A 24832-nucleotide genomic window follows, 5' to 3' on the forward strand; every position below is an offset into this window, starting at 1 on the left:
TTATGAGATATTACAATGATATTCGAGAGCTTATAGGCGGTACACCCCTTCTTAAACTTAATCATTACAATATAAAAGTAGATGTAAATATTTATGCAAAATTAGAGCTTTTTAATCCCGGAGGCAGTGTAAAAGACAGAATGGGTGTTGCACTAATAGAAGACGCAGAGAACACAGGAATCTTAAAAAAAGGTTATACAATCGTAGAGGCTACAGCCGGAAATGCGGGTATTGGAATAGCTTTAGCTGCATTAAACAAAGGATACAGGATTATTTTTGCAGTTCCTGAGAAATTTTCACATGAGAAACTGGTTATAATGCAGGCATTGGGAGCTGAAATAATACATACCCCCCTTGAAAAGGGAATGAACGGTGCCTTTGAAAAAGTAGAGGAACTGCTGGCAGAAGTAAACAATTCCGTATGCCTTAGCCAGTTTACCAATCAAGTGAATCCAAAGATTCACTATGAAACCACAGGACCTGAAATATATAGTGATATTGAAGGGAAAATAGACTATGTAGTGGCCGGAGCAGGTAGCGGCGGTACAATAACAGGAGTAATGAAGTACTTGAAGGAGCAAAATAAAAATATAAAAGGGGTACTGGCTGACCCCGTTGGCTCCACAATGGGAGGAGGATTGCCGGGATGTTACTCAATAGAAGGAATAGGAAATACGTTTATGCCCGAAACCATGGATTCCTCCCTGATTGATGAAGTAATAAAAGTTAATGACAGTCAGGCTCTTGAAGAGGTGAAACTCCTTGCTAAACAAGAGGGTTTGCTTGTAGGAACTTCTTCAGGAGCTGCAATGTATGCTGCAAAGGTCATTTCGCAAAAGGTTGAAAATGCAAATATTGTAGTTATATTTCCTGATCGTGGTGACAGGTACATAAGTAAAAACATCTTCAAATAAACAATACATCCTCCAAAAAAGGGGTATACACGGCTGTAAACCATATACCCCTTTGATTTTTTGCAATTAAAGATTCAAATTTAAGTCTCAATTGACAATTGCTGATATGTTTTGTATAATTAGAAATGTATGGATAATAAGTATGAAAGGAGTTGTTTAAATGTCTGTAAAAAATGTTGAGGTGGTTTTTTATTAATTAAATATTGCACAGTATATAGATTATACCGTGCAGCTTCTTTCGAGCAACCTATATCGTGTATATATGCAGTTATGTGTCGGCACGCATTTAAGTAGCGTGTTTTTTTATTGCACTTTTTGCATTGTAAAATCTCTTTTATACCCGCAGGTGGTCGTGTCTGCGGGTTTTTTGTATGCTTTTTAGGGTTGCGAAAAGGTATGAATGGAATAATAAATTTATTTAGAAAAATTATAAAATGGAGTGATGATAATGGCAAAAAAGAAAACTACTTTTGATTATATGAAAGAAATACGTGGAAGCTGGGTTATAAATCCCAGAACCAGAGTTCAGGAGAACAATATGAGAAACAAAAAGAAAAGAAGGCAGGAAGAAAAGAAAATTATAAAGGATGGGCAATAAATGAATATAAATGAATATGGCTGGGACGAGTATTTTGAGAGTGAATGGAACAAAATGCAGGCCCAAAACATGTACCCGGCAAGAATAATAGCTGACTACGGGCAAATGTTGAGAGTTGTTACCCACAAGGGAGAAGTATTTGTTAACAGACCCTTGCATAAGGATAATAACTATTTACATCTTGCCGTGGGTGACTGGATTGGCCTTGAAGAAACTGAAACTGCTGAATTTCCGTTAGTACGCTTTGTACTTTCAAGAAAGACAAAGTTTTCAAGGGCTGCTGCAGGTATAGAAGCAAAGGAGCAGATAGTTGCCGCAAATGTCGATACTGTTTTCCTTATACAGTCATTAAACAGGGACTTCAATATGAAACGACTGGAAAGATACCTTATAGCAGCCTGGGACAGTGGAGCACTGCCTGTTGTAGTGCTTACCAAGGCGGACTGCTGTGATGACATACCGCAGAAGCTGGCTGTAGCAACGGCATCTGCACCGGGTGTTGAAGTAATAAGTATCAGCAGTAAGACGGGGGAAGGATTAGAAGAAATAAAAAAATTTCTGTTACCAGGTAAAACAATAGCCTTACTGGGTTCATCAGGAGTGGGCAAATCAACACTTTTAAATACTCTGGCGGATAAAGAACTTCTAAAAACACATGAGATAAGGGAGGACGACAGCAGGGGCAGACATACCACTACTCACAGGGAACTTGTACTTTTACCCGGGGGAGGAATACTCATGGATACACCGGGAATGAGAGCACTGTCCATTTGGGAGTCCGACACGGGTATGGAAATAATGTTCGGGGATGTGGAAAAACTTACCGGTCAATGCCGGTTTTATGATTGTAAACACCAAAATGAACCGGGATGTGCTGTCAGATTTGCACTGAACTCCGGGGAACTTGACATTGCCAGATGGGAAAGCTGGCTTAAACTGCAAAAGGAAATGGCACACCTCGAGGCTAAAAAGGAGGGAAAGCTGAGATTACAGGAAAAGCAGTGGGGACGACAGATTTCAAAGCTTCAGAAGGAATTACGAAAAAAGTAAGAGTAGACATAACCGAGATATAAATTAAGTATTATAATTTAGAATTTTTACTTTACAGTATATATTTTCTTATGTTATAATATCACTCGTGTGTAATACGGATGGTCCTCTGCACTTATGATGCACGAACATCTAGGAGAGGGAGGAGGAAACAAATAATGGATATATTGAAGTCAATCGAAAATGAACAAATAAGAACTGACCTTCCTAAATTGGAAATTGGTGATTTTATCAAAGTTCATGCTAAGATTAAGGAAGGAAACAGGGAAAGAATACAGGTATTCGAAGGTACTGTTATAGCTTTAAAAGGTTCCGGATTAAAGGAAACTTTTACAGTTAGAAGAGTATCCTACGGTGTAGGTGTTGAAAGAGTATTCCCTGTTAACTCACCAAGAATCGACCATATTGATGTGGTTAGAAAAGGTGTTGTTAGAAGAGCTAAGCTGTACTATCTGCGTGATAGAGTTGGTAAGGCTGCTAAAGTTAAGGAAAGACTTGACAAAAAATAAGTATTAGAAACAAAAACCTAGGAGCGCTTGTTCCTAGGTTTTTAGCTATACAAAAAAGTAAATAATAATATTTATTTAAATCATATTTGAAAAAAGTGTTATATTTATATATAATAGTAACGTTCTAATGGAAATTTGGAAATCCTGATTGTATAAATTAAAAGGTGGTGTTTCAATGGAAAACCAGAATATTGATGATAAAGATCAATTGAATATGGAAGATAAGGAACAATTGGACTTGGATAAAAATATTTCTGAAATTAACTCAGAAGACTCTGAAAATAGTGAAGTTGTTGAAGAAGAAACAGGTAATGCCAAAAAAAAGACTTCTTTAGGCAGAGAGATTTTTGAGTGGTTTTTGGTGATTGTTGCAGCGTTAGTTATATCCATGGTAATAAAGGCCTTGGTATTTTCAACCTACAAGGTTAATATGGTATCAATGGAAAATACACTTTTTGAAGGCCATAATGTAATAGTTTACAAGACAGGTTATTTTTTCAGTCAGCCAAAACATGGGCAGATAATAGTCTTTACACATGAAGAAGGCCAGTTTAAAGGCTTGCTTAAATATTTGCCTATAGCAAACCCCGGGGAAGTTGATTATATAAAAAGAGTAATCGGAGTACCGGGAGATGAGATTGACATCAAGGATGGTTATGTTTGGAGAAAATCCTCCGGAGATAAAGATTTTGTTAAGTTAGATGAGCCATATGCAAAGGGGCTTACAGATTCACATGGAATGCAGCTTCCCTATAAAGTGCCTGAGGATAAGTTATTTGTAATGGGCGATAATAGGGAACAGAGCCTTGATTCAAGGCAAATTGGTCCGGTTGATATTGATTCTGTCATAGGACACGCTGTAGTAAGGATATGGCCTTTATCAAAATTTGGCGGTTTAAAGTAATATAACTTCATATACAAAGGAGAAATTATGAACATTCAATGGTTTCCGGGGCATATGGCAAAAACAAGAAGGTTGATAGCCGAGAATTTAAAGCTTGTTGATGTTATTATTGAGCTTCTTGATGCGAGAATACCATTTAGCAGCAGAAATCCTGAAATTAATTCATTAATAAATAATAAGCCCAGACTGATTGCTTTCAATAAATCTGATCTTGCAGATGACAGAATATCAAGACAGTGGATAAAGTGGTATGCTGAGCAGGGTATTGATTGTATTCTGATTAATTCCATAAATGGAAAGGGCCTTAACGAAATTAAAGCCAGAGCCAGAGAATTAATGTCTGAAAAAATAGAGCGTAACAAAGCAAAGGGTAAGCTATTTACTCCTGTGAGAACCATGGTTGTGGGTATCCCCAATGTGGGTAAATCTTCCTTTATAAACAAGATTGTCGGTAGGGCAACGGCAGTTACCGGTGATAGGCCCGGAGTAACCAGAGGCAAGCAGTGGATAAGAATAAACTCAGAAATAGAGCTGCTTGATACACCGGGAATACTCTGGCCCAAGTTTGAAGATCAGGAAGTAGGCATGAACCTTGCTTTTACGGGAGCCATTAAGGATGATATTATGGATACTGGTGAGGTTGCCATGGAGCTTCTTCACAGGTTGTCAAAAACATACAATACTGAACTTTGTACTCGCTTCAAGCTTGAGCCTGAAACTATAAAAGATATGAAGCCTCTTGAGCTGTTGGAGACGGTTGGACGTAAAAGAGGGTGCATTGTTTCAAAAGGTGAGATAGATTATTCAAGAATTTCAGCTATAGTTCTGGATGAATTCAGGGGTGGTAAGATAGGACGTGTAACCCTTGAGAAGCCGGGGGACAGGGCTGAAACAAAGACTGAATAGAAATAGAAAAGGTTGCCCTTTTAGGGCAGCCTTTTTATGGCAGGAGGCATTATTTATAACACCAGCCATTACAAATAATATATAAGAAATTAAATGTGTTTATTATATTGTATATATTGGAGAATAAAAATGGGAAATTTAACACTAAAGCAAATTCAGGAAGAGGCTCAAAAGCTTACGGTTCATGAAGCAATTGAGTACTTGTCGTCTTTACATAACACAGGTTTTAAAGTAGATAAACTTTTAGAAAAATATTATAAAATAAAGCAAAAGCACGAAAAGGAAATGGAAAGACTTCATAAAATGCTCTGTTTTGAAAGACAGGCTATAAGTGAAGGCTTTGATTATATTGCAGGCGTTGACGAAGCAGGGCGTGGACCTCTGGCAGGCCCTGTAGTGGCGGCTGCTGTAGTTTTACCCAAGGGACTGACAATAGAAGGTGTAAATGATTCAAAAAAACTTTCAGAGGCTCAAAGAGAAAAATTATTTGATGAAATAAAAGAAAAAGCTCTTTCTTATGGGATTTCAGTTGTTGATGAAAAATACATAGATGAGGTTAATATATTAAATGCAACAAAAATGGCAATGACTGAAGCCTTAAACCGACTTGACCCCATTGCTGACTGTATTCTTTTAGATGCTGTAAGTCTTGATAATATAAGTACAAAGCAGGTTCCCATTATAAAAGGTGATAGCCTTAGTCTGTCCATTGCAGCAGCATCAATCCTTGCAAAGGTTACAAGAGACAGGCTTTTAATGGAATATGATGCAAAATATCCACAGTATGGATTTGCTGCACATAAAGGATATGGAACTCCTCAACATATTTCTGCTATTAAAAAATTTGGTCTTTGTCCGATACATAGATTAAGCTTTGTTAAAAATTTCGTGGAGTGATACGTATTCTTCAAAAGATTTGCATAGCAATTTATTGTATGGCTGGAGGATAAGAGATTGAGAATAGATGGGTTAGCAGCAGGTCAAATAAATATTTCAAATAACAATACGGATATTCTGAATAAACTTAAACCGGGTGACGTAATCAGGGCACAGATACTTGAGAACAGCGGAGAAGAACTGACCATAAAGCTTTCAGACGGTTCTGAGGTAAATGCAAATGCCTTAAAAACAATTAATGCAAAAGAAGGAGACTTTGTCAACTTTGTTTTCAAGGGAACAGAGGATGGTAAGCTTGTTCTTGAGTCTTTAGGAGCAAACTCGTCCCAGCCTGTTAATGAGGCTCTTATAAATGCTAAAAGTGCTTTAGCTTCAATTAATGTGCCTATTTCTGATAAAAATATAGAAATGGCTATGGCATTACTTAAGCAAAACTTGCCTGTAACCAATGAAACCTTATTAAAAATGGCAGAACTGACTGGCTCAGGCAAGGGGTTAAAAGCGGATGCGGCTGCTTTTCTTATAGCATCAAAATTATCTGATAATAATAGTAATATTGAAAACCTCCAGAGCCTGCTTTCCGGCCGTTTAAAAATAACAGATAACATAAGTGGTCTTATAAAACTTGTTGAGGGTACAGGGGAGACTGAAGCCCCTAAAACGCCACAAGAAATTGTTAACAGACTTGCAAGTCTTGTAAAGGAAAACAATGAAAATATACCTGTTAAAGCAGCAGTTATTGATAATATCCTTGACAGGCTTATTTCAGGTATAAAAATGAAGCTGGGAAGTGGGGAGAGTATTGCTGAGGGAAGCAGTGCAAGTAATAGCCCTGCAGGAAAATCTGAAGCAGCACTCTTGAAGGGAAATAGTCCCGCCACAGGTGTACAAAATTCTGCTGTGGATGAAAATCAGCCAAATACGTCAAGTACTCAAAACAGTAAGGCTAAAACTGAAATCAATCAGTTATTACGTGAAGAGAAGGGTTTTAGCATAGATAAAAACATATCCTCTGAACCACTTTCAAAGGCAGACCTGCCGATTCTCAAGGATATAAGAAACCAACTTCAAACTATTGCAGAGGAACAAAAACTCACTCAAGAACAATTTACGGCTATTAAATATATTGCCAAGGAAATTAACAGTACTATTGACAAAATAGGATTAAGACAGCAGGAATTGGATAGCTTCAACTTAGATGCAGGTAAACAACATATTATAAAGGATGCGGTAAATACTCTTAAAAACCTGATTGTCAGAATAGACCGCCAAAACAACGAGGAAATTAATCCTGTAAAGCTTTACAATGACTTTGAAAGCTCCCTGACAATAGTAAAAAATGCCATACAGCATTTGCCTTCCGCAGCCAGGGAAGCAGCGGTAAACATAATCAATAACTTGGAGGGTAATGTTAATTTTATAAACCAATTGAATAATTACAGTTCATATGTTCAGCTTCCCCTGAGCATATTCAACAAAAACACTACCGGTGAGCTTTATATGCTTAAAAAAGGTTCCAAGGCAAAAAAGCTGGACCCGTCAAATTTGACGGTACTCCTTTCATTGGAAACTAACAATATCGGAAGGATAGATACCTTATTAAGCATAAAGGAAAAGGATGTCAGCACAAATTTCAGGCTTGAAGACAGCGGAGTTTTCAATATATTAAAGGACAGCCACAAGTTGTTGTACAATTCACTGCTGGAAAAGGGCTTTAGGTTAGTGGATTTTACTTATAAGCTCTTGGAAGACCCAATCAACATCGTAAATTTTGAAGAAGAAGCTAAAAAAGAGTTTATCAAAACGCCAAATAATATCGATATTTTAGTGTAAATACATCAAAATCAAAATTACGAATGGTGGGGATGACGGTTGAAGGAAGACAACGTAAAAAAACAAATAAAACATGCAGCAGCCCTTCAATATTCACCTGATTCTGACGCAGCTCCCAGAATAGTTGCAGCCGGAAAGGGTCAAATAGCAGAGAGAATTATTCAGAAGGCACAGGAAAATAATGTTCCGTTATATCAGGACACAAATCTGGCCCAAACTCTTTCCTCTTTAAGTATAGGGGATGAAATACCTCCTGAAATATATGAAGTGGTTGCAGAGATACTTATTTTTATTGGCTGTGTGGATGAAAGCTATGGAGATTTGTACGATGACTGATGCGAATAAAAGGGAAATTGGAGCAGTCGGTGAGAGAGAAGCTGCGGAATTCCTTCAAAGAAACGGATACACTATTCTGAAAATAAATTACAGAGTAGGACGTTTGGGCGAAATAGATATAATTGCCAATGATAATGAATACATATGTTTTATAGAGGTAAAAACCAGAAGAACAAGTACATTCGGATCACCCGGTGAAGCAGTGACAAAGACAAAACAGCAGAAGATTCGCCAAATAGCAGCTATCTATCTGACAAACACAAGAAAAATGGATAGTAACGTAAGATTTGATGTTATTGAAATATTAATGAATAAATCCATGGAAAGTGTAAATAGCATAAAAAGTATTAATCTTATAAAAGACGCCTTTTAAGAAAGTATCAAATTCATATTGTTAAAATGGAGATGACAGAATGACTTTTGTTGACGCACATTGTGATACCATTACAACTATAATGAAAACAGGTGAAGCCCTGAAAAGTAACACCGGACATATTGATATGGACAGACTAAAAAAGTATGATAGTTTTGTTCAGTTTTTTGCAGCATTTATTTCGCCTGAGCAGGCTAAAATGGGGGCTTTAAGGCGGGCACTTGATATTATCGACAAACTCTACAGAGAAATAGAAATTAATAAGAATGATATAATGTTATGCCGAGATTACAATGATATAGCAAATGCAATAAAGAGTCGTAAAGTAGCTGCTGTTCTTACCATTGAGGGCGGGGAAGCACTGGAGGGAAGCTTGGCTGTATTGCGTATGCTTTATCAATTGGGTGTGAGGGCAATAACTCTCACTTGGAATTACAGAAACCAGATTGCTGACGGTGTAGCTGACTCTGTTACAAAAGGAGGTCTTACACCTTTTGGAAGGGAAGTAGTTGCTGAAATGAACAGACTGGGAATGCTGGTAGATGTATCCCACCTGTCAGAGTCGGGATTTTGGGATGTAATAAGTCTTTCGTCATCACCCATAATAGCATCCCATTCAAATGCTATAAAGATTTGCTCTCACAGCAGAAACTTAACCGATGAACAGCTTCTTGCATTGAAAAAAAATGGCGGTGTAACAGGTATAAATCTTTGCCCATACTTCATAGTTAATGAGGGTAAAGCCGAAATAAAACATGTCATATCTCATATTGAGCATATTGTAGGACTTACAGGGGAAGATACTCTTGGAATCGGAGCTGATTTTGACGGAATAGATGAAACGCCTGTGGGACTTGAAGGAGTACAGTCCATATCGGATTTAATCAATGAATTGCTAAAATTAAATTATAGCGAAGCACTTGTAAATAAAATTGCAGGAGAAAATTTTTTAAGAGTGCTGAAAACAGTTATTAAGTAAGAAAAATTACAAGCCGCTAATCTCAACTGGACAGGAAGGGGGAGCATTAGCGGCTTATATTATTAATCTTGGAAATGCCTTTTGAAGGCATTCATTTCTGATATGGAAGCCTTATAGGCTTCTTTACTTTTCTGAAATAAGATAACTATGGTTTACATAATATTTTAATATGTAAATTATTATACAAAGCACATGGAGTAATGTCAATTGACTAAAATGTGTAATATCTGTGTTTTCTACTTTATTTCTCCATTAGGTGTAGGGGGGCTATAACCGCCTTTTATTGCTATATTTCAACATAAAAGGCTTTATAAAAAATTAACTGCAGTTTGATTCTTAGATTCCTGCATAAATTTTAATAAAAGTCTTTTAAAGAATATTAGGGGTTATTTTTTTGAATTAGCAAGAACATAAAACTTGCAAATATTAAAAATATGTATTAGAATTGATATATGTTTGTAACAGGTCAAAATGGCAGTTGGAGGAGATAATTATGAAGAGTTATAAAGATTTATCCAAAGAAGAATTAAAAAATGAAATTGAGATATTAGAAAAAAGATATAATGCTTTTAAAGCGCAGAATCTTAAACTCGATATGACCAGAGGTAAGCCCTGTGCTGAACAGCTTGATATAAGCATGGATATACTTGATATACCTGCAAAAGAACTCAGAAAGGCTGCGGATGGCACAGATTGCTTTAATTATGGAGTCTTAGACGGTATTCCTGAAGCAAAGGCACTTTTTGCTGAAATGCTGGAGGTAAATACAGATGAAATCATTGTTGGAGGCAATTCCAGTCTGAACTTAATGTACGATACTATTGCAAGAGCTATGTCACTGGGTATCTTGGGAAGCACTCCATGGTCAAAGCTAGATGGTGTAAAATTCCTTTGTCCGAGTCCCGGATATGACAGACATTTTGCTATATGTGAATTATTTGGAATAGAAATGATTACCGTAGATATGAAACAGGACGGACCGGATATGGATACCGTTGAAAAACTTGTTTCTGAAGACGAAAGTATAAAAGGTATATGGTGTGTACCAAAATATAGCAATCCTGACGGAATTACTTATACTGACGAGGTTGTTAACAGATTTGCGAACCTGAAGCCAAAAGCAAAGGATTTCAGAATATTCTGGGATAACGCTTATTGCGTACATCATTTGTCAGAAAATCCTGACAAATTGAAGAACATACTTAAAGCCTGTAAGGATGCAGGAAAAGAGAATATGGTATATATTTTCAGTTCAACATCAAAGATAAGCTTCCCGGGTGCAGGGGTTGCGGTAATGGCAACAAGTACAGAAAATTTAAAAGGAATCAAAAAGAGTCTTACTATACAAACAATTGGTCACGATAAGATAAATCAATTAAGACATGCAAAGTACTTTAAAAATCTTGAGGGTATTAATACTCACATGAAAAAGCATGCTGGCATATTGGAGCCAAAATTCAATACAGTTCTTCAAATTTTACAAGAAGAGCTTGGAGGCAAGGACATTGCTTCATGGAATAAGCCAAACGGAGGATACTTTGTCAGCCTCAATACTCTGGACAATTGCGCAAAAGAGGTTGCTAAGCTTGCAGGCGAAGCAGGAGTGGCATTAACTAAAGCAGGTGCTACATTCCCCTATGGAAATGACCCAAGGGACAGGAACCTGAGAATAGCTCCAACAATGCCTCCTGTTGAGGAATTGAAGAAGGCAATAGAAGTTCTGGCAATATGTGTTCAGCTTGTAAGTGCTTCTAAACTGTTAAATCAATAATTATTTTATAAATAGCTTGAACAGGTGCATTTTTCAAGCTATAATAATCCATGAGTTAGAATTGTAATGCCAATTACAATCTCATATTCATAAATGTCTAAAGCGGGAGAGTATCCCGCACTTTTTTTGCAACTTTCAAATCCGAACATTTTTAAATTTATTGATGCAAATATTCGGTATATGTTGTATAATATTTGAGTGATATGAGAAATGATTAATTTAAATATTTTGTTTGTTGGGGGATTGTTGAATGAAAAACGTTTATGAAAGTCCTTTTAATGCAAGATATGCAAGCAGTGAAATGCAGCAGATTTTTTCGCCGGATATGAAGTTTACTACCTGGAGAAAACTCTGGATTGCACTGGCAGAAGCAGAAAAGGAACTGGGATTGAATATAACCGATGTTCAAATTGAGCAAATGAAGAAGAATCAGGATAACATTAATTATGAAGTTGCCGAAAAGTATGAAAAAGAGTTCAGACATGATGTTATGTCTCATGTTCATGCTTTTGGTGAGCTTTGTCCCGACGCAAAGGCTATAATTCATCTTGGAGCAACCTCCTGTTATGTAGGAGATAATACAGATATTATAGTAATGAATGAAGCATTGAAGCTTGTAAAAAATAAAATGTTAATTCTTATTAAGAAACTTTCTGACTTTGCGATGGAGTACAAGGAGCTTCCAACTTTGGGTTTTACTCACTATCAGCCGGCACAGCTGGTTACAGTAGGTAAAAGGGCTACTTTGTGGATTCAGGAACTTCTGATGGATATGGAAGATTTGGAGCATGTACTTGAAAACATGAAACTCCTTGGCTCAAAGGGTACAACCGGTACGCAGGCAAGTTTTTTGAATCTGTTTGACGGCGACCATGAAAAAGTTAAGAACCTTGAAAAATTAATTGCTGAAAAGATGGGTTTTAAAAATGTATTTGCCGTTTCTGGCCAGACTTATCCAAGAAAGCTTGACAGCAGAGTTCTTGGTGTATTAAGTGCAATTGCCCAAAGTGCTTACAAATTCAGTAATGATATGAGACTGTTGCAGAGTATGAAGGAAATAGAGGAACCTTTTGAGGAAAAACAGATAGGTTCGTCTGCAATGGCATACAAGCGTAATCCTATGAGATGCGAGAGAATTTCTTCCCTTGCAAGATATGTTATAGTTGATGCTTTAAATCCGGCTATTACAGCGTCTACACAGTGGTTTGAAAGAACACTGGATGATTCGGCTAATAAGAGAATTTCAGTACCCGAGGCTTTTCTTGCAATAGATGCTATACTTAACATATATATTAATGTAGCAAGCGGATTGGTTGTATATCCTAAAGTTATTACAAAACACGTTATGGATGAACTTCCTTTTATGGCTACTGAAAACATAATGATGGAAGCTGTTAAGCGTGGGGGAGACAGACAGGAACTTCATGAATTGATTAGAACTCATTCAATGGAGGCTGGCAAGCGTGTCAAAGTTGACGGTGAGAAAAACGATCTTATAGAAAGAATTGCCGGAGATGCACGTTTTGGAATGACCCTTGAAGAACTGAATTCTGTTTTGGAGCCAAAGAACTATATAGGAAGAAGTCCGGAGCAGGTTGTTGAATTTATAGCTAATGAAGTTACCCCGATACTGGGTACAGAACACTTAGCTGATATTCAGGTTGATTTGAAAGTTTAGGAATATTTATGTTGAAGTTTGGTATTATGTTGTTATAATTATAAAGATAGGATGTCTATACATCATCCTATCTTTTATCATATTTTGGGAGTGATTCAATGATAAATAAATTTAGCAGCATACCGCTATATCTGCAGTTAAAAGATTTAATAATTAAAAAAATAGAAGATAATGAATTCCCTGCAAATTCCCAAATACCTTCCGAACAGGATTTATGCCAGATGTATGACATAAGCAGGCCTACTGTGAGACAGGCTGTCAGTGAGCTGACTAACAGTGGTTATCTTTATAAGGAGAAAGGAAAGGGAACATTTGTTTATGGCAGGAAAAATGTAATAGATATCAAGAATTACAGCGGGTTTACAGATTCAATACTTGACTGCCAGACTCCTGCTGAAAAAAACATTATTGATTTGAAAAACATGGAAAGTTCATCTGTTAGTCATCTAAATGAAATATTCAACTTTAACTCAAGTATGTCAGTTGCAGAAATAACTTATTTATCATTTATAAATAATCAGAGAAATGAAGTCTATTCTCTCAATAAGTCATACATATCTCTAAGTCTTTTTCCTGACATTATTTCCCAATTAAAAGATGGAAAATCTTCAATTGATATTTTAAGAGGAAAATACCCTTTAATTCCTGATAAAAGCAGGAGTATACTTGAAATAGTGTTTGCAGACCAGAATGATTCTCCGCTTTTGAGAGTTCAGCCGGGTCAGCCACTTATTAAGCTTCAGAATACACTGTTTTCAAAAAGCGGTCAGCCCGTTGAATATATAATATCAAAATATAGGGCCGATAACTGCAGATTATTGTTTGAAAATAGTAAATAACATATATATTTTACAGATTACATTAATTCTACTATAATAATAGAGGCAAATGTAATTTTACACGGAGGATAAAATGAGTTCTTACTATTTTAAAAATGAAAAAAAATATAAAAAAAGACGTGCACTTATTACTACAATAGGTGTGTTAGGAATAATAGCTATAGTTATGGCAGCATACCTTTTTATGAATAAAGGGAAAACAGCGGATACTGCTCCCACAAGTTCATCAAACTCTGCAACTGCACAGTCAAGTATATCCACGACAACACCAACGTCATCAGATTCTACTGCAGCAACAACATCAGGTTCAGACATCACATTAAACGGAGTCAAGACAACGGATCACGGCTTTCTTCCTAATATCGGTTCTGTTAAAAAAAGCGGTAAGATGGATGGACTAAAGAAAATAATAACTGACTACACCGCAGGGCTATCAGGAAAGTATGGAGTTACGTTTATTGATTTGGCTACCGGGGAGATGGTCAATGTTAGAGACACCGACAGATATATAGCAGCAAGTACCTCAAAGCTTCCTATCAATGTTCTTTTATATAAAAATATTGAGTCCGGTAAAGTTAAATTGGACGATATGCTTACTTATCAGAAGGAAGATGTTGAACCCGGTACAGGGATAATTCAGAAATCTGCTTTCGGAACCCAGTATACGGTTCGTGAAACATCAAAGCTGGCAGTAACAAAAAGCGATAACTGCGGTGTCAATATGATAATCAGGCTACTGGATATTCAAAATGTCCGTCAGTATCTGGTTGATCTTGGCGGAAAGGTCTATTATGATAATCACCATCGTTCATGCCCATACGATATGGCATTGGTAGCACAGGATTTGTACAAACACTATCTGAAAAATGAAGCTGTTTATGGAGAGCTTATAAATAACCTTGAAAATACAGATTGGCATGACAGGATTGATGCACAGCTTACAGGGGTCAAAGTTGCTCATAAAATTGGAAATCAGGTAAAAACTGCCAATGACGTGGGTATAGTATTTGCGTCCCATCCATATGTACTTTCGATTATGACAGATAATGTGGATTTTGGAACAGCTTGCAAGAATGAAGCAACATTGTCAAAAAAGATATACGATTATGTAGAGGGTTACGCAGGGAAAGACTAATTACTAAAAATAATATGAAATATACAAATTGCAAAAGCTCATTCACAAGTCATGTGCAATGGGCTTTTTAAATTTTCAGACAATCTATGAGTAGTTGGGTATAATAGATATATGTTTACCAAGGAGGCTCCTAAAAATAATGCAAAATTTTATATTTAATTTGATACATCATGTAATAGACAGAAATGTTATTGTTACATATCTATTTTTCTTTTTGAACGGAATACTTCAATTGATATTTCCGCCGTTTCCTTCAGATGTTATCATTGTCTTTGAAGGTTATCTTACAACATTGGGAGGACAATTCCATTTAGTACCGGTATTAATTATTTCAATACTGGGTAGTCTTGTGGGTTCTACTCTTGTTTATTGGTTCGGATATAGAAAGGGTAATGAAGTTTTAAGATATAAGATAGTGTTAAAATATATTGACGAAAAGCACATAAAACGTTCGGAAAAAGTATTTCATAAATATGGTAAATATGGGTTGATACTGAGTAAGTTTATTCCAGGGACAAGCACCATAATGGTTTTATTCTCAGGTGTTTTCAGAGTTAAAAAGAGAGTTTATTTTTCATATATAGTTATCTCAATACTATTACAGCAGATTATATATATGATTATAGGACGTCTTATAGGCAATAATCTTACCAGAGTAAACAAATTTTTATCATACTTTAATATTGTTTCTGTAATAGTATTAGCTTGTGTGATTATAGTAGGGTTTATATTCTACAAAGTTAAAAAGTCCAAAAAAAGTGTAAGTACAGATAACGAGTAATTTTTATAATGTTAAAATTTCCTTAGTTTAATTATTTATTATGTGAGAATAATACCTCTTAGTACAGCATTACAGAAAAATAATACTGGGAGGTGATTGTGAATGGATGCACCTTGTATGAAAGTTAAGTGTGGAGTCATAAACTGTGCCTACAATGAAGGTCAAATGTGTTATGCCAATGCGCTTGAGGTTAACTCAATGGATGGAGCCAAAGCCAGTATAAGTGATGAGACATGCTGCACAACATTTAAAGAGAAAACTTGATATATGATAACCTTGAATAGGATAATCGGTTTATTGCTGGTTATCCTATTCTTTAGATGGGATAAATATATTAAACAGGGAGAATTTAATTGAGCAGTAAATCTATAAAAAAAGGGTTCAGCAGAAACCATCTTATTATAATGGCACTTGGAAATATAATAGGTTCAGGCATATTTCTAGGAAGCGGAACAGTAATTTCAATAGCCGGACCTGGGGCAATCCTTGCTTATATTTTTGGCGGGATTATTATGGTGATGGAAGTAATGTTTATAACTGAAATGACTATTATTAATCCCGCACCGGGGTCTTTCAGAGTACATGCGTCAGAAATTTTTGGTCCATGGATAGGGTTTGTAAATGGTTGGATGTTTTGGTTCAGCGGTGTTCTTGGAATGGCCAGTGAAGTTGCTGCTGCGGCAATTTTTACAGGATTGTGGTTTCCCGGTATTCCACTAGGGGTGTTCTGTGTTATTTATGCACTGGTAATGACGGTAATAAATCTAAAGGATGCCAGAGGCTTGAGTATAATTGAGAGTTTTCTTGCTTCGGTTAAAGTTTTATCTCTTGTTGTCTTTATAGTATTTGCGCTTACTACTATAGTAGGTATAACCTCTTTTGGAGGAATTAAGCTGCTTCCTGTGTTTCAATCAGCCAACAGCTTTATGCCTAATGGATTCAGAGGCATTTTTGCATCTATGATTATGGTTATGTTTTCCTTAACAGGTACTGGTATCATTGGCATTGCAATTGCCGAGTCAGAAAATCCTGAAAAGGATGCACCTCCTGCAATTTATACAATAACTATTACGGTTATAGTTCTTTACACCCTTTCAATATTTTTTATTATATATTTGATGCCATGGAAGGCATTCTCAACTTCAGAAAGTCCTTTTGTTGAAATTTTAAAAAGGGCAGGGATACCTTTTGGCGGTGATATTTTAAACTTCATTGTATTGACTGCCGCACTATCCGGACTTAACTCATCAATGTACAGTGCTTCAAGGATGCTTAATTCACTTAGTATGGGTAAACAGGCTCCAAAGAAATTTTTAGTCAAAAATAAAAACGGTGTTCCTGTTTATGCACTTGGACTAAGCAGTGTTGTTCTGCTTTTAACTGCTATTATTTCGTATATAGTGCCATCAAAGGTATTTGAAATTCTGGCAACAGCCAGTGGATTTACTGCACTGGTTAACTGGCTTACAATTTCCATTACTCACTTTTTCTATAGAAGGAAGACTATAAAAGAAAAACCTGACAGACTTAAATATAAAGTTCCCGGATGGCCATTTATAAATTTTATAGCTGTAGCATTTATATTAATTGTATTTGCCACATCGCCATTATACCCGGGACAGATATCAGGACTGGTAGGAAGTATAACTTTGTTTGGGGTATTAATAATTATTTATGGTATTTTAAAGTCAAAAAAGATAATAAATTAATTATGTTGATATCATGTAAAGAAGTAATTACAAGCAAAACTTATTAAAAACGACAAAATATTCTTTAATTATTGTTAATTATTGCTTATTTATTTAACTTATTACAGATTTCTAGATATAAATGTTAGTTATCATATTGCATATTATTATAATTTATGGTAATTTAATATCTAGAATATTACAAAAGAGGTAAATAATTAACGTAATATAGTGAAAATTTACCTTATGGCATGTAGAAAAAAAGCACAAAAAATAAAAAAATAGAAGGGCGAAATTTATAAAATATTACCAAAAATCCTGTTGAAAAAATGTTAAAAAAGTACTTGTCATTTAATTACATAAATGGTAATATGAATTTGAGGCATTTACGACTATACAAAAAATATGAAAAAAGCGTTTAAAGGGGTAATGAATTATTAATTTGTTAAAACAAAAAAGGATAAAATTTGATAATGGTAAGCACCTATGGTAAACGGCTTAAACATATTCATTTCAAATATCTGTAAGATTCGCTTTTATAAGTATTAACTCTCTAAGTTATATTCTTTCTAACAATCATTATATCTTATTTAAATTTACGTCTATAAAACATTTGGCTACTTTAGCTGTAAGCATTATGACAGAATAGTACCTTCTTTTCAGAAAAAGTCATCGTTATATAAAAATCTAATAAAAAGTGATTATAAAAAGTATCAGGGTAATCGTAACAGTTAACTGAGATTATGCGGTTATCTTTGAGAATTTTATGAACAGTTGAAGCATTTCTGAATTAATTTAAATTATGAAAAACCACTTAGCCAATAAAGATTAAGGAGGTGAAATATTTATTCAGTTATATCAGTATGCTTAAAAATGTAACATTTTTAAGTAAGGCTGTTTAAAAGTATCTTTAATAAAAGTACCTTTTATTAATAACTGCCTTAAACTGATAAGAGGCTGAATATTGGTGATAAAACCCATAGTCAGAAGGCCAAATGGTTTTCATGTAAAATAAAAAATAGGAGGTTTACAAATGCGTAAAAAGTCTTTAGCATTTTTGTTAGCACTAACAATGTTGGTGACATTATTAGGAGCTCAACTTACAGCTTTTGCAGCAGGAAATGGTGCCGTGTCAGTTCAATTTAATAATGGCGCTTCATCGACATCATCAAATTCCATATACGCTAGATTTAAAGTTACAAATACAAGTGGTTCACCAATCAACTTGGCAGATTTGAAACTTAGATATTACTACACTCAGGATGCTGACAAGCCATTGACATTCTGGTGTGACCATGCAGGTTATATGAGTGGCAGCAGTTACATAGATGCTACTTCAAAGGTATCTGGAGAATTTAAAACTCAAAGCCCTGCTGTTACAAACGCAGACCACTATCTTGAAGTTTCATTGAGCAGTGGTGCAGGAAGTCTTCCTAATGGCGGATCCATAGAGATTCAAACAAGATTTGCCAGAAACGACTGGAGCAACTTTGATCAATCAAATGACTGGTCATATACTTCAGCCGGTTCATACATGGATTGGCAGAAAATTGCTGCTTTCGTAGGAGGAACCCTTGCTTTTGGTTCAATACCAGACGGCGGTGATCAAAAATTACCTACAATCAATCCTACTTCTATTTCAGCAGATGCAGGAGCATTTGCAGATACTAAGATAGCTATTACTCCTAACGGTAATACTTTCAATGGAATTAGTGAATTAACAAGCAGTCAATATACTAAAGGAACAAATGAAGTAACAATATTGGCTAGTTACTTGAATACACTTCCAGCAAATAGTACAAAAACTCTTACTTTCGATTTTGGTTTGGGCAGTAACAATCCTAAGTTGACTGTTAATGTTGGCAAGGGCGGAAGCGGAGATTCTCTTAAAGTTACAGTAGGAACAGCTTCTGGCGCACCTGGTGACACAGTAACAGTTCCTGTTACATTTGCTGATGTAGCAAAAATGAAAAACGTTGGAACATGTGATTTCTATCTTGGATATGATACTTCATTGTTAGAGGTAGTATCAATAACTGCAGGTCCGATAGTTACGAATGCTAAAGTAAACTTCTCAAGCAATGCAAAAGATGGTAAAATCAGCTTCCTGTTCGTGGATGACACGCTTACAGATGAATCGATAACTGCAGATGGTGTTTTTGCAAACATTATATTCAAATTAAAGAGTGTGTCAACAAAAACGACTACACCGGTAGCATTTAAAGACGGTGGAGCTTTTGGTGACGGAACTATGGCAAAAATATCTTCAGTTACTAAGACTAACGGTAGTGTAACAATAATTCCAGGCGACCAACCTACTAAGGAACTTAAAGTTACAGTAGGAACAGCTTCTGGTGCTCCTGGCGATACTGTAACAGTTCCTGTTACCTTTGCTGATGTAGCAAGCGCAGGCAATGTAGGAACATGTGATTTCTATCTTGGATATGATGCTTCATTGTTAGAAGTAGTATCAATAACTGCAGGTCCAATAGTTAAAAATGCAGATGTCAACTTCTCAAGCAGTGCAAAAAATGGTAAAATCAGCTTCCTGTTCGTGGATGACACACTTACAGATGAAGCGATAACTGCAGATGGTGTTTTTGCAAACATCAAATTTAAATTAAAGAGTGTATCAACAAAAACTACTACACCGGTAGCATTTAAAGACGGCGGAGCTTTCGGTGACGGTAATATGGCAAAAATAGGTACAGTTACTAAGACTGACGGTAGTGTAACAATAATCCCAGGCGACCAACCTACTAAGGAACTTAAAGTTACAGTAGGAACAGCTTCTGGTGCTCCTGGTGATACTGTAACAGTTCCTGTTACCTTTGCTGATGTAGCAAGCGCAGGCAATGTAGGAACATGTGATTTCTATCTTGGATATGATGCTTCACTGTTAGAGGTAGTATCAGTAGATGCAGGTCCGATAGTTACGAATGCTAAAGTAAACTTCTCAAGCAGTGCAAAAAATGGCAAAATCAGCTTCTTGTTCGTGGATGACACACTCACAGATGAATCGATAACTGCAGATGGTGTTTTTGCAAACATCACATTCAAATTAAAGAGTGTATCAACAAAAACTATTACACCGGTAGCATTTAAAGACGGCGGAGCTTTCGGTGACGGTAATATGGCAAAAATAGGTACAGTTACTAAGACTGACGGTAGTGTAACAATAATCCCAGGCGACCAACCTACTAAGGAACTTAAAGTTACAGTAGGAACAGCTGAAGGTAAAGCAGGAGATACAGTAACAGTTCCTGTTACCTTTGCTGATGTAGCAAGTGCAGGTAATGTAGGAACATGTGACTTCTATCTTGGATATGATGCTTCATTGTTAGAGGTAGTATCAGTAGCTGCAGGTCCGATAGTTACGAATGCTAAAGTAAACTTCTCAAGCAGTGCAAAAAATGGCAAAATCAGCTTCTTGTTCGTGGATGACACACTTACAGATGAATCGATAACTGCAGATGGTGTTTTTGCAAACATCACATTCAAATTAAATAGTGTATCAGCAAAAACTACTACACCGGTAGCATTTAAAGACGGCGGAGCTTTCGGTGACGGTAATATGGCAAAAATAGGTACAGTTACTAAGACTAACGGTAGCGTAACTATAAATGTTGGAGATACTCCAGTAGACCCAACAATCACTCCTGCAACTGCATCTTTCGATAAGTATGCTCCTGCAGATATAGCTGTAACTCTTACACCAAACGGAAATACCTTCAAAGGTATCACAGATTTGACATCAGGTACAGATTATACAGTATCAGGTAATGTTGTAACAATTTCAAAGAGCTACTTGAGCACTCTTGCAGTTGGCTCAAAGACTCTCACATTTGATTTTGGTGTTACAAATAATCCTACTTTAGTATTAACAATTGTTGATACTACTCCTCAACCTACTAAGGGACTTAAAGTTACAGTAGGAACAGCTTCAGGTAAAGTTGGAGATACAGTAACCGTTCCTGTAACTTTTGCTGATGTAGCAAGTGCAGGTAATGTAGGAACATGTGATTTCTATCTTGGATATGATGCTTCATTATTAGATGTAGTATCAGTAGCTGCAGGTCCGATAGTTACGAATGCTAAAGTAAACTTCTCAAGCAATGCAAAAAATGGCAAAATCAGCTTCCTGTTCGTGGATGACACACTTACAGATGAATCGATAACTGCAGATGGTGTTTTTGCAAACATCACATTCAAATTAAAGAGTGTATCAGCAAAAACTACTACACCGGTAGCATTTAAAGATGGCGGAGCTTTCGGTGACGGTAATATGGGAAAAATAGGTACAGTTACTAAGACTAACGGTAGTGTAACTATTGATGTTGGAGATGTTACTCCAGAAGACCCAACAATCACTCCTGCAACTGCATCTTTCGATAAGTATGCTCCTGCAGATGTAGCTGTAACTCTTACACCAAATGGAAATACCTTCAAAGGTATCACAGGTTTGACATCAGGTACTGATTATACAGTATCAGGTAATGTTGTAACAATTTCAAAGAGCTATTTGAGCACTCTTGCAGTTGGTTCAAAGATACTCACATTTGATTTTGGTGTTACAAATAATCCAGTTTTAACTTTAACAATCGCTGACAATACTCCTGTTGTTGTAGACCCAACAATTACTCCTGCAACTGCATCTTTTGATAAGTATGTTCCTGCAAATGTAACTGTAACTCTTACACCAAACGGAAATACCTTCAAAGAAATCACAGGTTTGACATCAGGTACTGATTATACAGTATCAGGTAATGTTGTAACAATTTCAAAGAGCTATTTGAGCACTCTTGCAGTTGGTTCAAAGACACTCACATTTGATTTTGGTGTTACAAATAACCCAGTTCTGACTTTAACAATCACTGACACTACTCCTGTTGTTAAAGGACTTGGAGTAAAGATTTCTTCTGTAGAAGGAAAAGCTGGTGATACTATAACAGTACCTGTAACTTTGAGCAATGTTGCTAAATCAGGTAATATAGGAACATGTAATTTCTATATTACATATGACCCTACTTTATTGCAGGCAGTATCAGCTAAAGCTGGTGATATAGTAGTCAATGCAGTTATGAACTTCAATGGTACCATCAATGCTACTAAAGGTACAATTAGTGTTCTTTTCATTGATAACACTTTAACTGATGAACCTATCATTGCAGATGGTACAATTGTAAATCTTACTTTTAAAGTTTTAGGTACTTTAAGCACAACAACTCCTATCGCTTTTAAAGCAGGTGGAGCATTCGGTAATGGTGACATGGCAAAAATCTCCGATATCACATATACAGACGGAAGTGCAAAACTTAATTAGTTATTGAATTTAAATTTTCCATACTTTATGGCTGAAAAGCCATAAAGTATGGAGCTTTAAAAAACTTATGGCAGTACAACTGCCATAAAATTCAAATAATAAGGAAGGTGTAAAATGAATAAGAATTTTAAACGAGTAGGAGCAGTTGCAGTTGCTGCTGCAATGTCATTATCTATAATGACAACAACAAGCATTAATGCAGCAACAAATCCGGTAAACAAGGTGTATCAAGATCGTTTTGAATCAATGTACAGCAAGATTAAAGATACTTCAAACGGATATTTCAGTGAGCAGGGAATTCCTTACCACTCAGTAGAAACATTAATGGTTGAGGCTCCTGACTATGGACATGTTACAACAAGTGAAGCTATGTCCTACTATATGTGGTTAGAAGCAATGCACGGAAAATTTTCAGGAGATTTTACAGGCTTTAATAAGTCTTGGACAACTGCTGAAAAGTATTTGATTCCAACAGAACAGGATCAGCCTAATGCAAGTATGAGTAAGTATGATCCTAACAAGCCTGCTACATATGCTCCTGAATATCAGGACCCAAGCAAATATCCGGCTAGATTGGATTCCAGCCAACCTGTTGGTAAAGATCCAATTAACTCACAATTGACATCAGCATACGGAACTAGCATGCTGTATGGAATGCACTGGATACTTGACGTTGATAACTGGTACGGATTTGGACAAAGAGGAGATGGAACATCAAAGCCATCTTACATCAATACGTTCCAAAGAGGTGAGCAGGAGTCAACTTGGGAAACTATTCCTCAACCATGCTGGGATGCAATGAAATTTGGTGGAAAGAACGGATTCCTTGATTTATTTACAGGGGATAATTCATATTCAAAACAATTTAAGTATACTAATGCTCCAGATGCTGATGCTCGTGCAGTTCAGGCAACTTACTGGGCTAACCAGTGGGCAAAAGAACAAGGTAAGAGCATAAGTACAGATGTAGGTAAGGCAACTAAGATGGGTGATTACCTGAGATATTCATTCTTTGATAAATATTTCAGAAAAATCGGACAACCTACTCAGGCTGGTACAGGATATGATGCAGCAACTTATCTGCTTTCATGGTACTATGCATGGGGTGGTGGAGTTGAAGCCAACTGGTCTTGGATAATCGGTAGCAGTCATAACCATTTCGGTTATCAGAATCCATTTGCAGCTTGGGTACTTTCAACAGATGCTGACTTTAAGCCTAAGTCAACAAATGGTGCAACTGACTGGGCTAAGAGCTTGGACAGACAGCTTGAATTCTATCAATGGTTGCAGTCATCAGAAGGTGCTATTGCCGGTGGTGCTACAAACTCATGGAATGGTCGTTATGAATCACTTCCTGCAGGTACTTCAACATTCTACGGAATGGGCTATGTAGAAAACCCTGTATATGCTGATCCAGGCAGTAACACTTGGTTTGGTATGCAGGTATGGTCAATGCAGCGTATAGCTGAATTGTACTATAAGACTGGCGACGCTAGAGCAAAGAAACTCTTAGATAAATGGGCTAAGTGGATTAACAGCGAGATTAAGTTTAGTGCTGACGGAACATTCCAGATTCCTGGCACACTTGATTGGGATGGACAGCCGGATACTTGGGATCCAACACAAGGATATACCGGAAATTCAAACCTGCATGTTAAGGTTATAAACTATAATACTGACCTTGGTTGTGCTTCTTCACTTGCAAATACATTGACTTACTATGCTGCTAAATCAGGGGATAAAACTTCTCAAGATAATGCTAAGAAGCTCCTTGATGCAATTTGGAATAACTACAGCGATTCAAAGGGTGTTTCATCTTTAGAACAACGTAGCGATTACCACAGATTCCTTGACCAGGAAGTTTTTGTACCAGCTGGTTGGACAGGAACAATGCCTAACGGCGATGTAATTAAGCCTGGTATTAAGTTTATAGACATTCGTTCTAAGTACAAGCAGGATCCTGAATGGCAGACAATGGTTGCTGCATTACAGGCAGGACAGGTTCCTACACAGAGATTACACCGTTTCTGGGCACAAAGTGAATTTGCAGTTGCAAATGGTACTTATGCAATACTCTTCCCAGATGGAGTAACTGTTACTAAGGGTGATGTAAACGGTGATGGTACCATAGATTCTATCGACCTTGCAACGCTTAAAAAATATCTGTTAACCGGCGACAGTGCTTTAATAGTTGTTGATAATGCAGATATGAATTCAGATGGTGACATAAATTCTATCGATTATGCTCAATTAAAGAAGGCAATATTGGCTAATCAATAGTACTTAATTAATGCTATAACGCATATGTAACCTTAAAG

At 36.4% G+C, this 24832-nt stretch carries 20 protein-coding genes; all 20 read left to right on the forward strand.

Going from position 1 to position 24832, the window contains the following annotated elements; genetic code table 11:
• Positions 1–2: 2 nt before the first annotated feature.
• Positions 3–914 (forward strand): PLP-dependent cysteine synthase family protein, encoded by a 912-nt coding sequence (locus P0092_RS10350; RefSeq protein ID WP_004622306.1) that lies wholly within the window; start codon positions 3–5, stop codon positions 912–914.
• Between the two features lie 448 nt (positions 915–1362).
• A complete protein-coding gene (locus tag P0092_RS10355) occupies positions 1363–1512 on the forward strand; it encodes a hypothetical protein (RefSeq protein ID WP_004622307.1) in 150 nt (49 codons plus the stop codon).
• A complete protein-coding gene (gene rsgA / locus P0092_RS10360) occupies positions 1513–2562 on the forward strand; it encodes a ribosome small subunit-dependent GTPase A (RefSeq protein WP_004622308.1) in 1050 nt (349 codons plus the stop codon).
• 158 nt (positions 2563–2720) lie between these two features.
• Positions 2721–3071, forward strand: a complete 351-nt coding sequence (gene rplS, locus P0092_RS10365; RefSeq protein ID WP_276187191.1) for a 50S ribosomal protein L19 — start codon at positions 2721–2723, stop codon at positions 3069–3071.
• A gap of 175 nt (positions 3072–3246) precedes the next feature.
• Entirely contained in the window at positions 3247–3975 is a 729-nt protein-coding gene (gene lepB / locus P0092_RS10370) for a signal peptidase I (RefSeq protein WP_004622310.1), read from the forward strand.
• Positions 3976–4002: 27 nt separating this feature from the next.
• Entirely contained in the window at positions 4003–4881 is an 879-nt protein-coding gene (gene ylqF / locus P0092_RS10375; RefSeq protein WP_004622311.1) for a ribosome biogenesis GTPase YlqF, read from the forward strand.
• Positions 4882–5010: 129 nt separating this feature from the next.
• Positions 5011–5778 carry a ribonuclease HII gene (locus tag P0092_RS10380; protein ID WP_004622313.1) on the forward strand — a complete coding sequence of 256 codons (768 nt, stop codon included), beginning with the start codon at positions 5011–5013 and terminating at the stop codon, positions 5776–5778.
• A gap of 57 nt (positions 5779–5835) precedes the next feature.
• A complete protein-coding gene (locus P0092_RS10385; RefSeq protein ID WP_004622315.1) occupies positions 5836–7611 on the forward strand; it encodes a hypothetical protein in 1776 nt (591 codons plus the stop codon).
• 39 nt (positions 7612–7650) lie between these two features.
• Positions 7651–7947 (forward strand): EscU/YscU/HrcU family type III secretion system export apparatus switch protein, encoded by a 297-nt coding sequence (locus P0092_RS10390; protein WP_004622317.1) that lies wholly within the window; start codon positions 7651–7653, stop codon positions 7945–7947.
• A complete protein-coding gene (locus tag P0092_RS10395) occupies positions 7940–8320 on the forward strand; it encodes a YraN family protein (RefSeq protein ID WP_004622319.1) in 381 nt (126 codons plus the stop codon). Before P0092_RS10390 ends, P0092_RS10395 begins: the two co-directional genes overlap by 8 nt.
• A 40-nt stretch (positions 8321–8360) precedes the next feature.
• Complete coding sequence (locus P0092_RS10400) at positions 8361–9299, forward strand: dipeptidase (RefSeq protein ID WP_004622322.1); 939 nt, start codon at positions 8361–8363, stop codon at positions 9297–9299.
• A gap of 493 nt (positions 9300–9792) precedes the next feature.
• Positions 9793–11070, forward strand: coding sequence for an aspartate aminotransferase type Ic (locus P0092_RS10405; RefSeq protein WP_004622323.1), 1278 nt, complete (start codon positions 9793–9795; stop codon positions 11068–11070).
• A gap of 250 nt (positions 11071–11320) precedes the next feature.
• Entirely contained in the window at positions 11321–12748 is a 1428-nt protein-coding gene (purB, locus tag P0092_RS10410) for an adenylosuccinate lyase (protein ID WP_004622325.1), read from the forward strand.
• A 98-nt stretch (positions 12749–12846) separates the two neighbouring features.
• Complete coding sequence (locus tag P0092_RS10415) at positions 12847–13587, forward strand: GntR family transcriptional regulator (protein WP_004622327.1); 741 nt, start codon at positions 12847–12849, stop codon at positions 13585–13587.
• 73 nt (positions 13588–13660) lie between these two features.
• A complete protein-coding gene (locus tag P0092_RS10420; RefSeq protein WP_004622328.1) occupies positions 13661–14722 on the forward strand; it encodes a serine hydrolase in 1062 nt (353 codons plus the stop codon).
• Between the two features lie 139 nt (positions 14723–14861).
• Positions 14862–15503, forward strand: a complete 642-nt coding sequence (locus P0092_RS10425; protein WP_004622330.1) for a DedA family protein — start codon at positions 14862–14864, stop codon at positions 15501–15503.
• Positions 15504–15605: 102 nt separating this feature from the next.
• Positions 15606–15767 carry a DUF1540 domain-containing protein gene (locus P0092_RS10430; protein WP_004622332.1) on the forward strand — a complete coding sequence of 54 codons (162 nt, stop codon included), beginning with the start codon at positions 15606–15608 and terminating at the stop codon, positions 15765–15767.
• Positions 15768–15856: 89 nt separating this feature from the next.
• Positions 15857–17212 carry an amino acid permease gene (locus P0092_RS10435; protein ID WP_004622333.1) on the forward strand — a complete coding sequence of 452 codons (1356 nt, stop codon included), beginning with the start codon at positions 15857–15859 and terminating at the stop codon, positions 17210–17212.
• 1012 nt (positions 17213–18224) lie between these two features.
• Positions 18225–22514 carry a cohesin domain-containing protein gene (locus tag P0092_RS10440; RefSeq protein WP_004622334.1) on the forward strand — a complete coding sequence of 1430 codons (4290 nt, stop codon included), beginning with the start codon at positions 18225–18227 and terminating at the stop codon, positions 22512–22514.
• Positions 22515–22628: 114 nt separating this feature from the next.
• Positions 22629–24794 carry a cellulase F gene (gene celCCF / locus P0092_RS10445; protein WP_004622335.1) on the forward strand — a complete coding sequence of 722 codons (2166 nt, stop codon included), beginning with the start codon at positions 22629–22631 and terminating at the stop codon, positions 24792–24794.
• Positions 24795–24832 lie beyond the last annotated feature (38 nt).

Origin of the sequence: Ruminiclostridium papyrosolvens DSM 2782, assembly GCF_029318685.1 — a bacterium.
In the GTDB taxonomy this organism is placed as follows: Bacteria; Bacillota; Clostridia; order Acetivibrionales; family DSM-1351; genus Ruminiclostridium; species Ruminiclostridium papyrosolvens.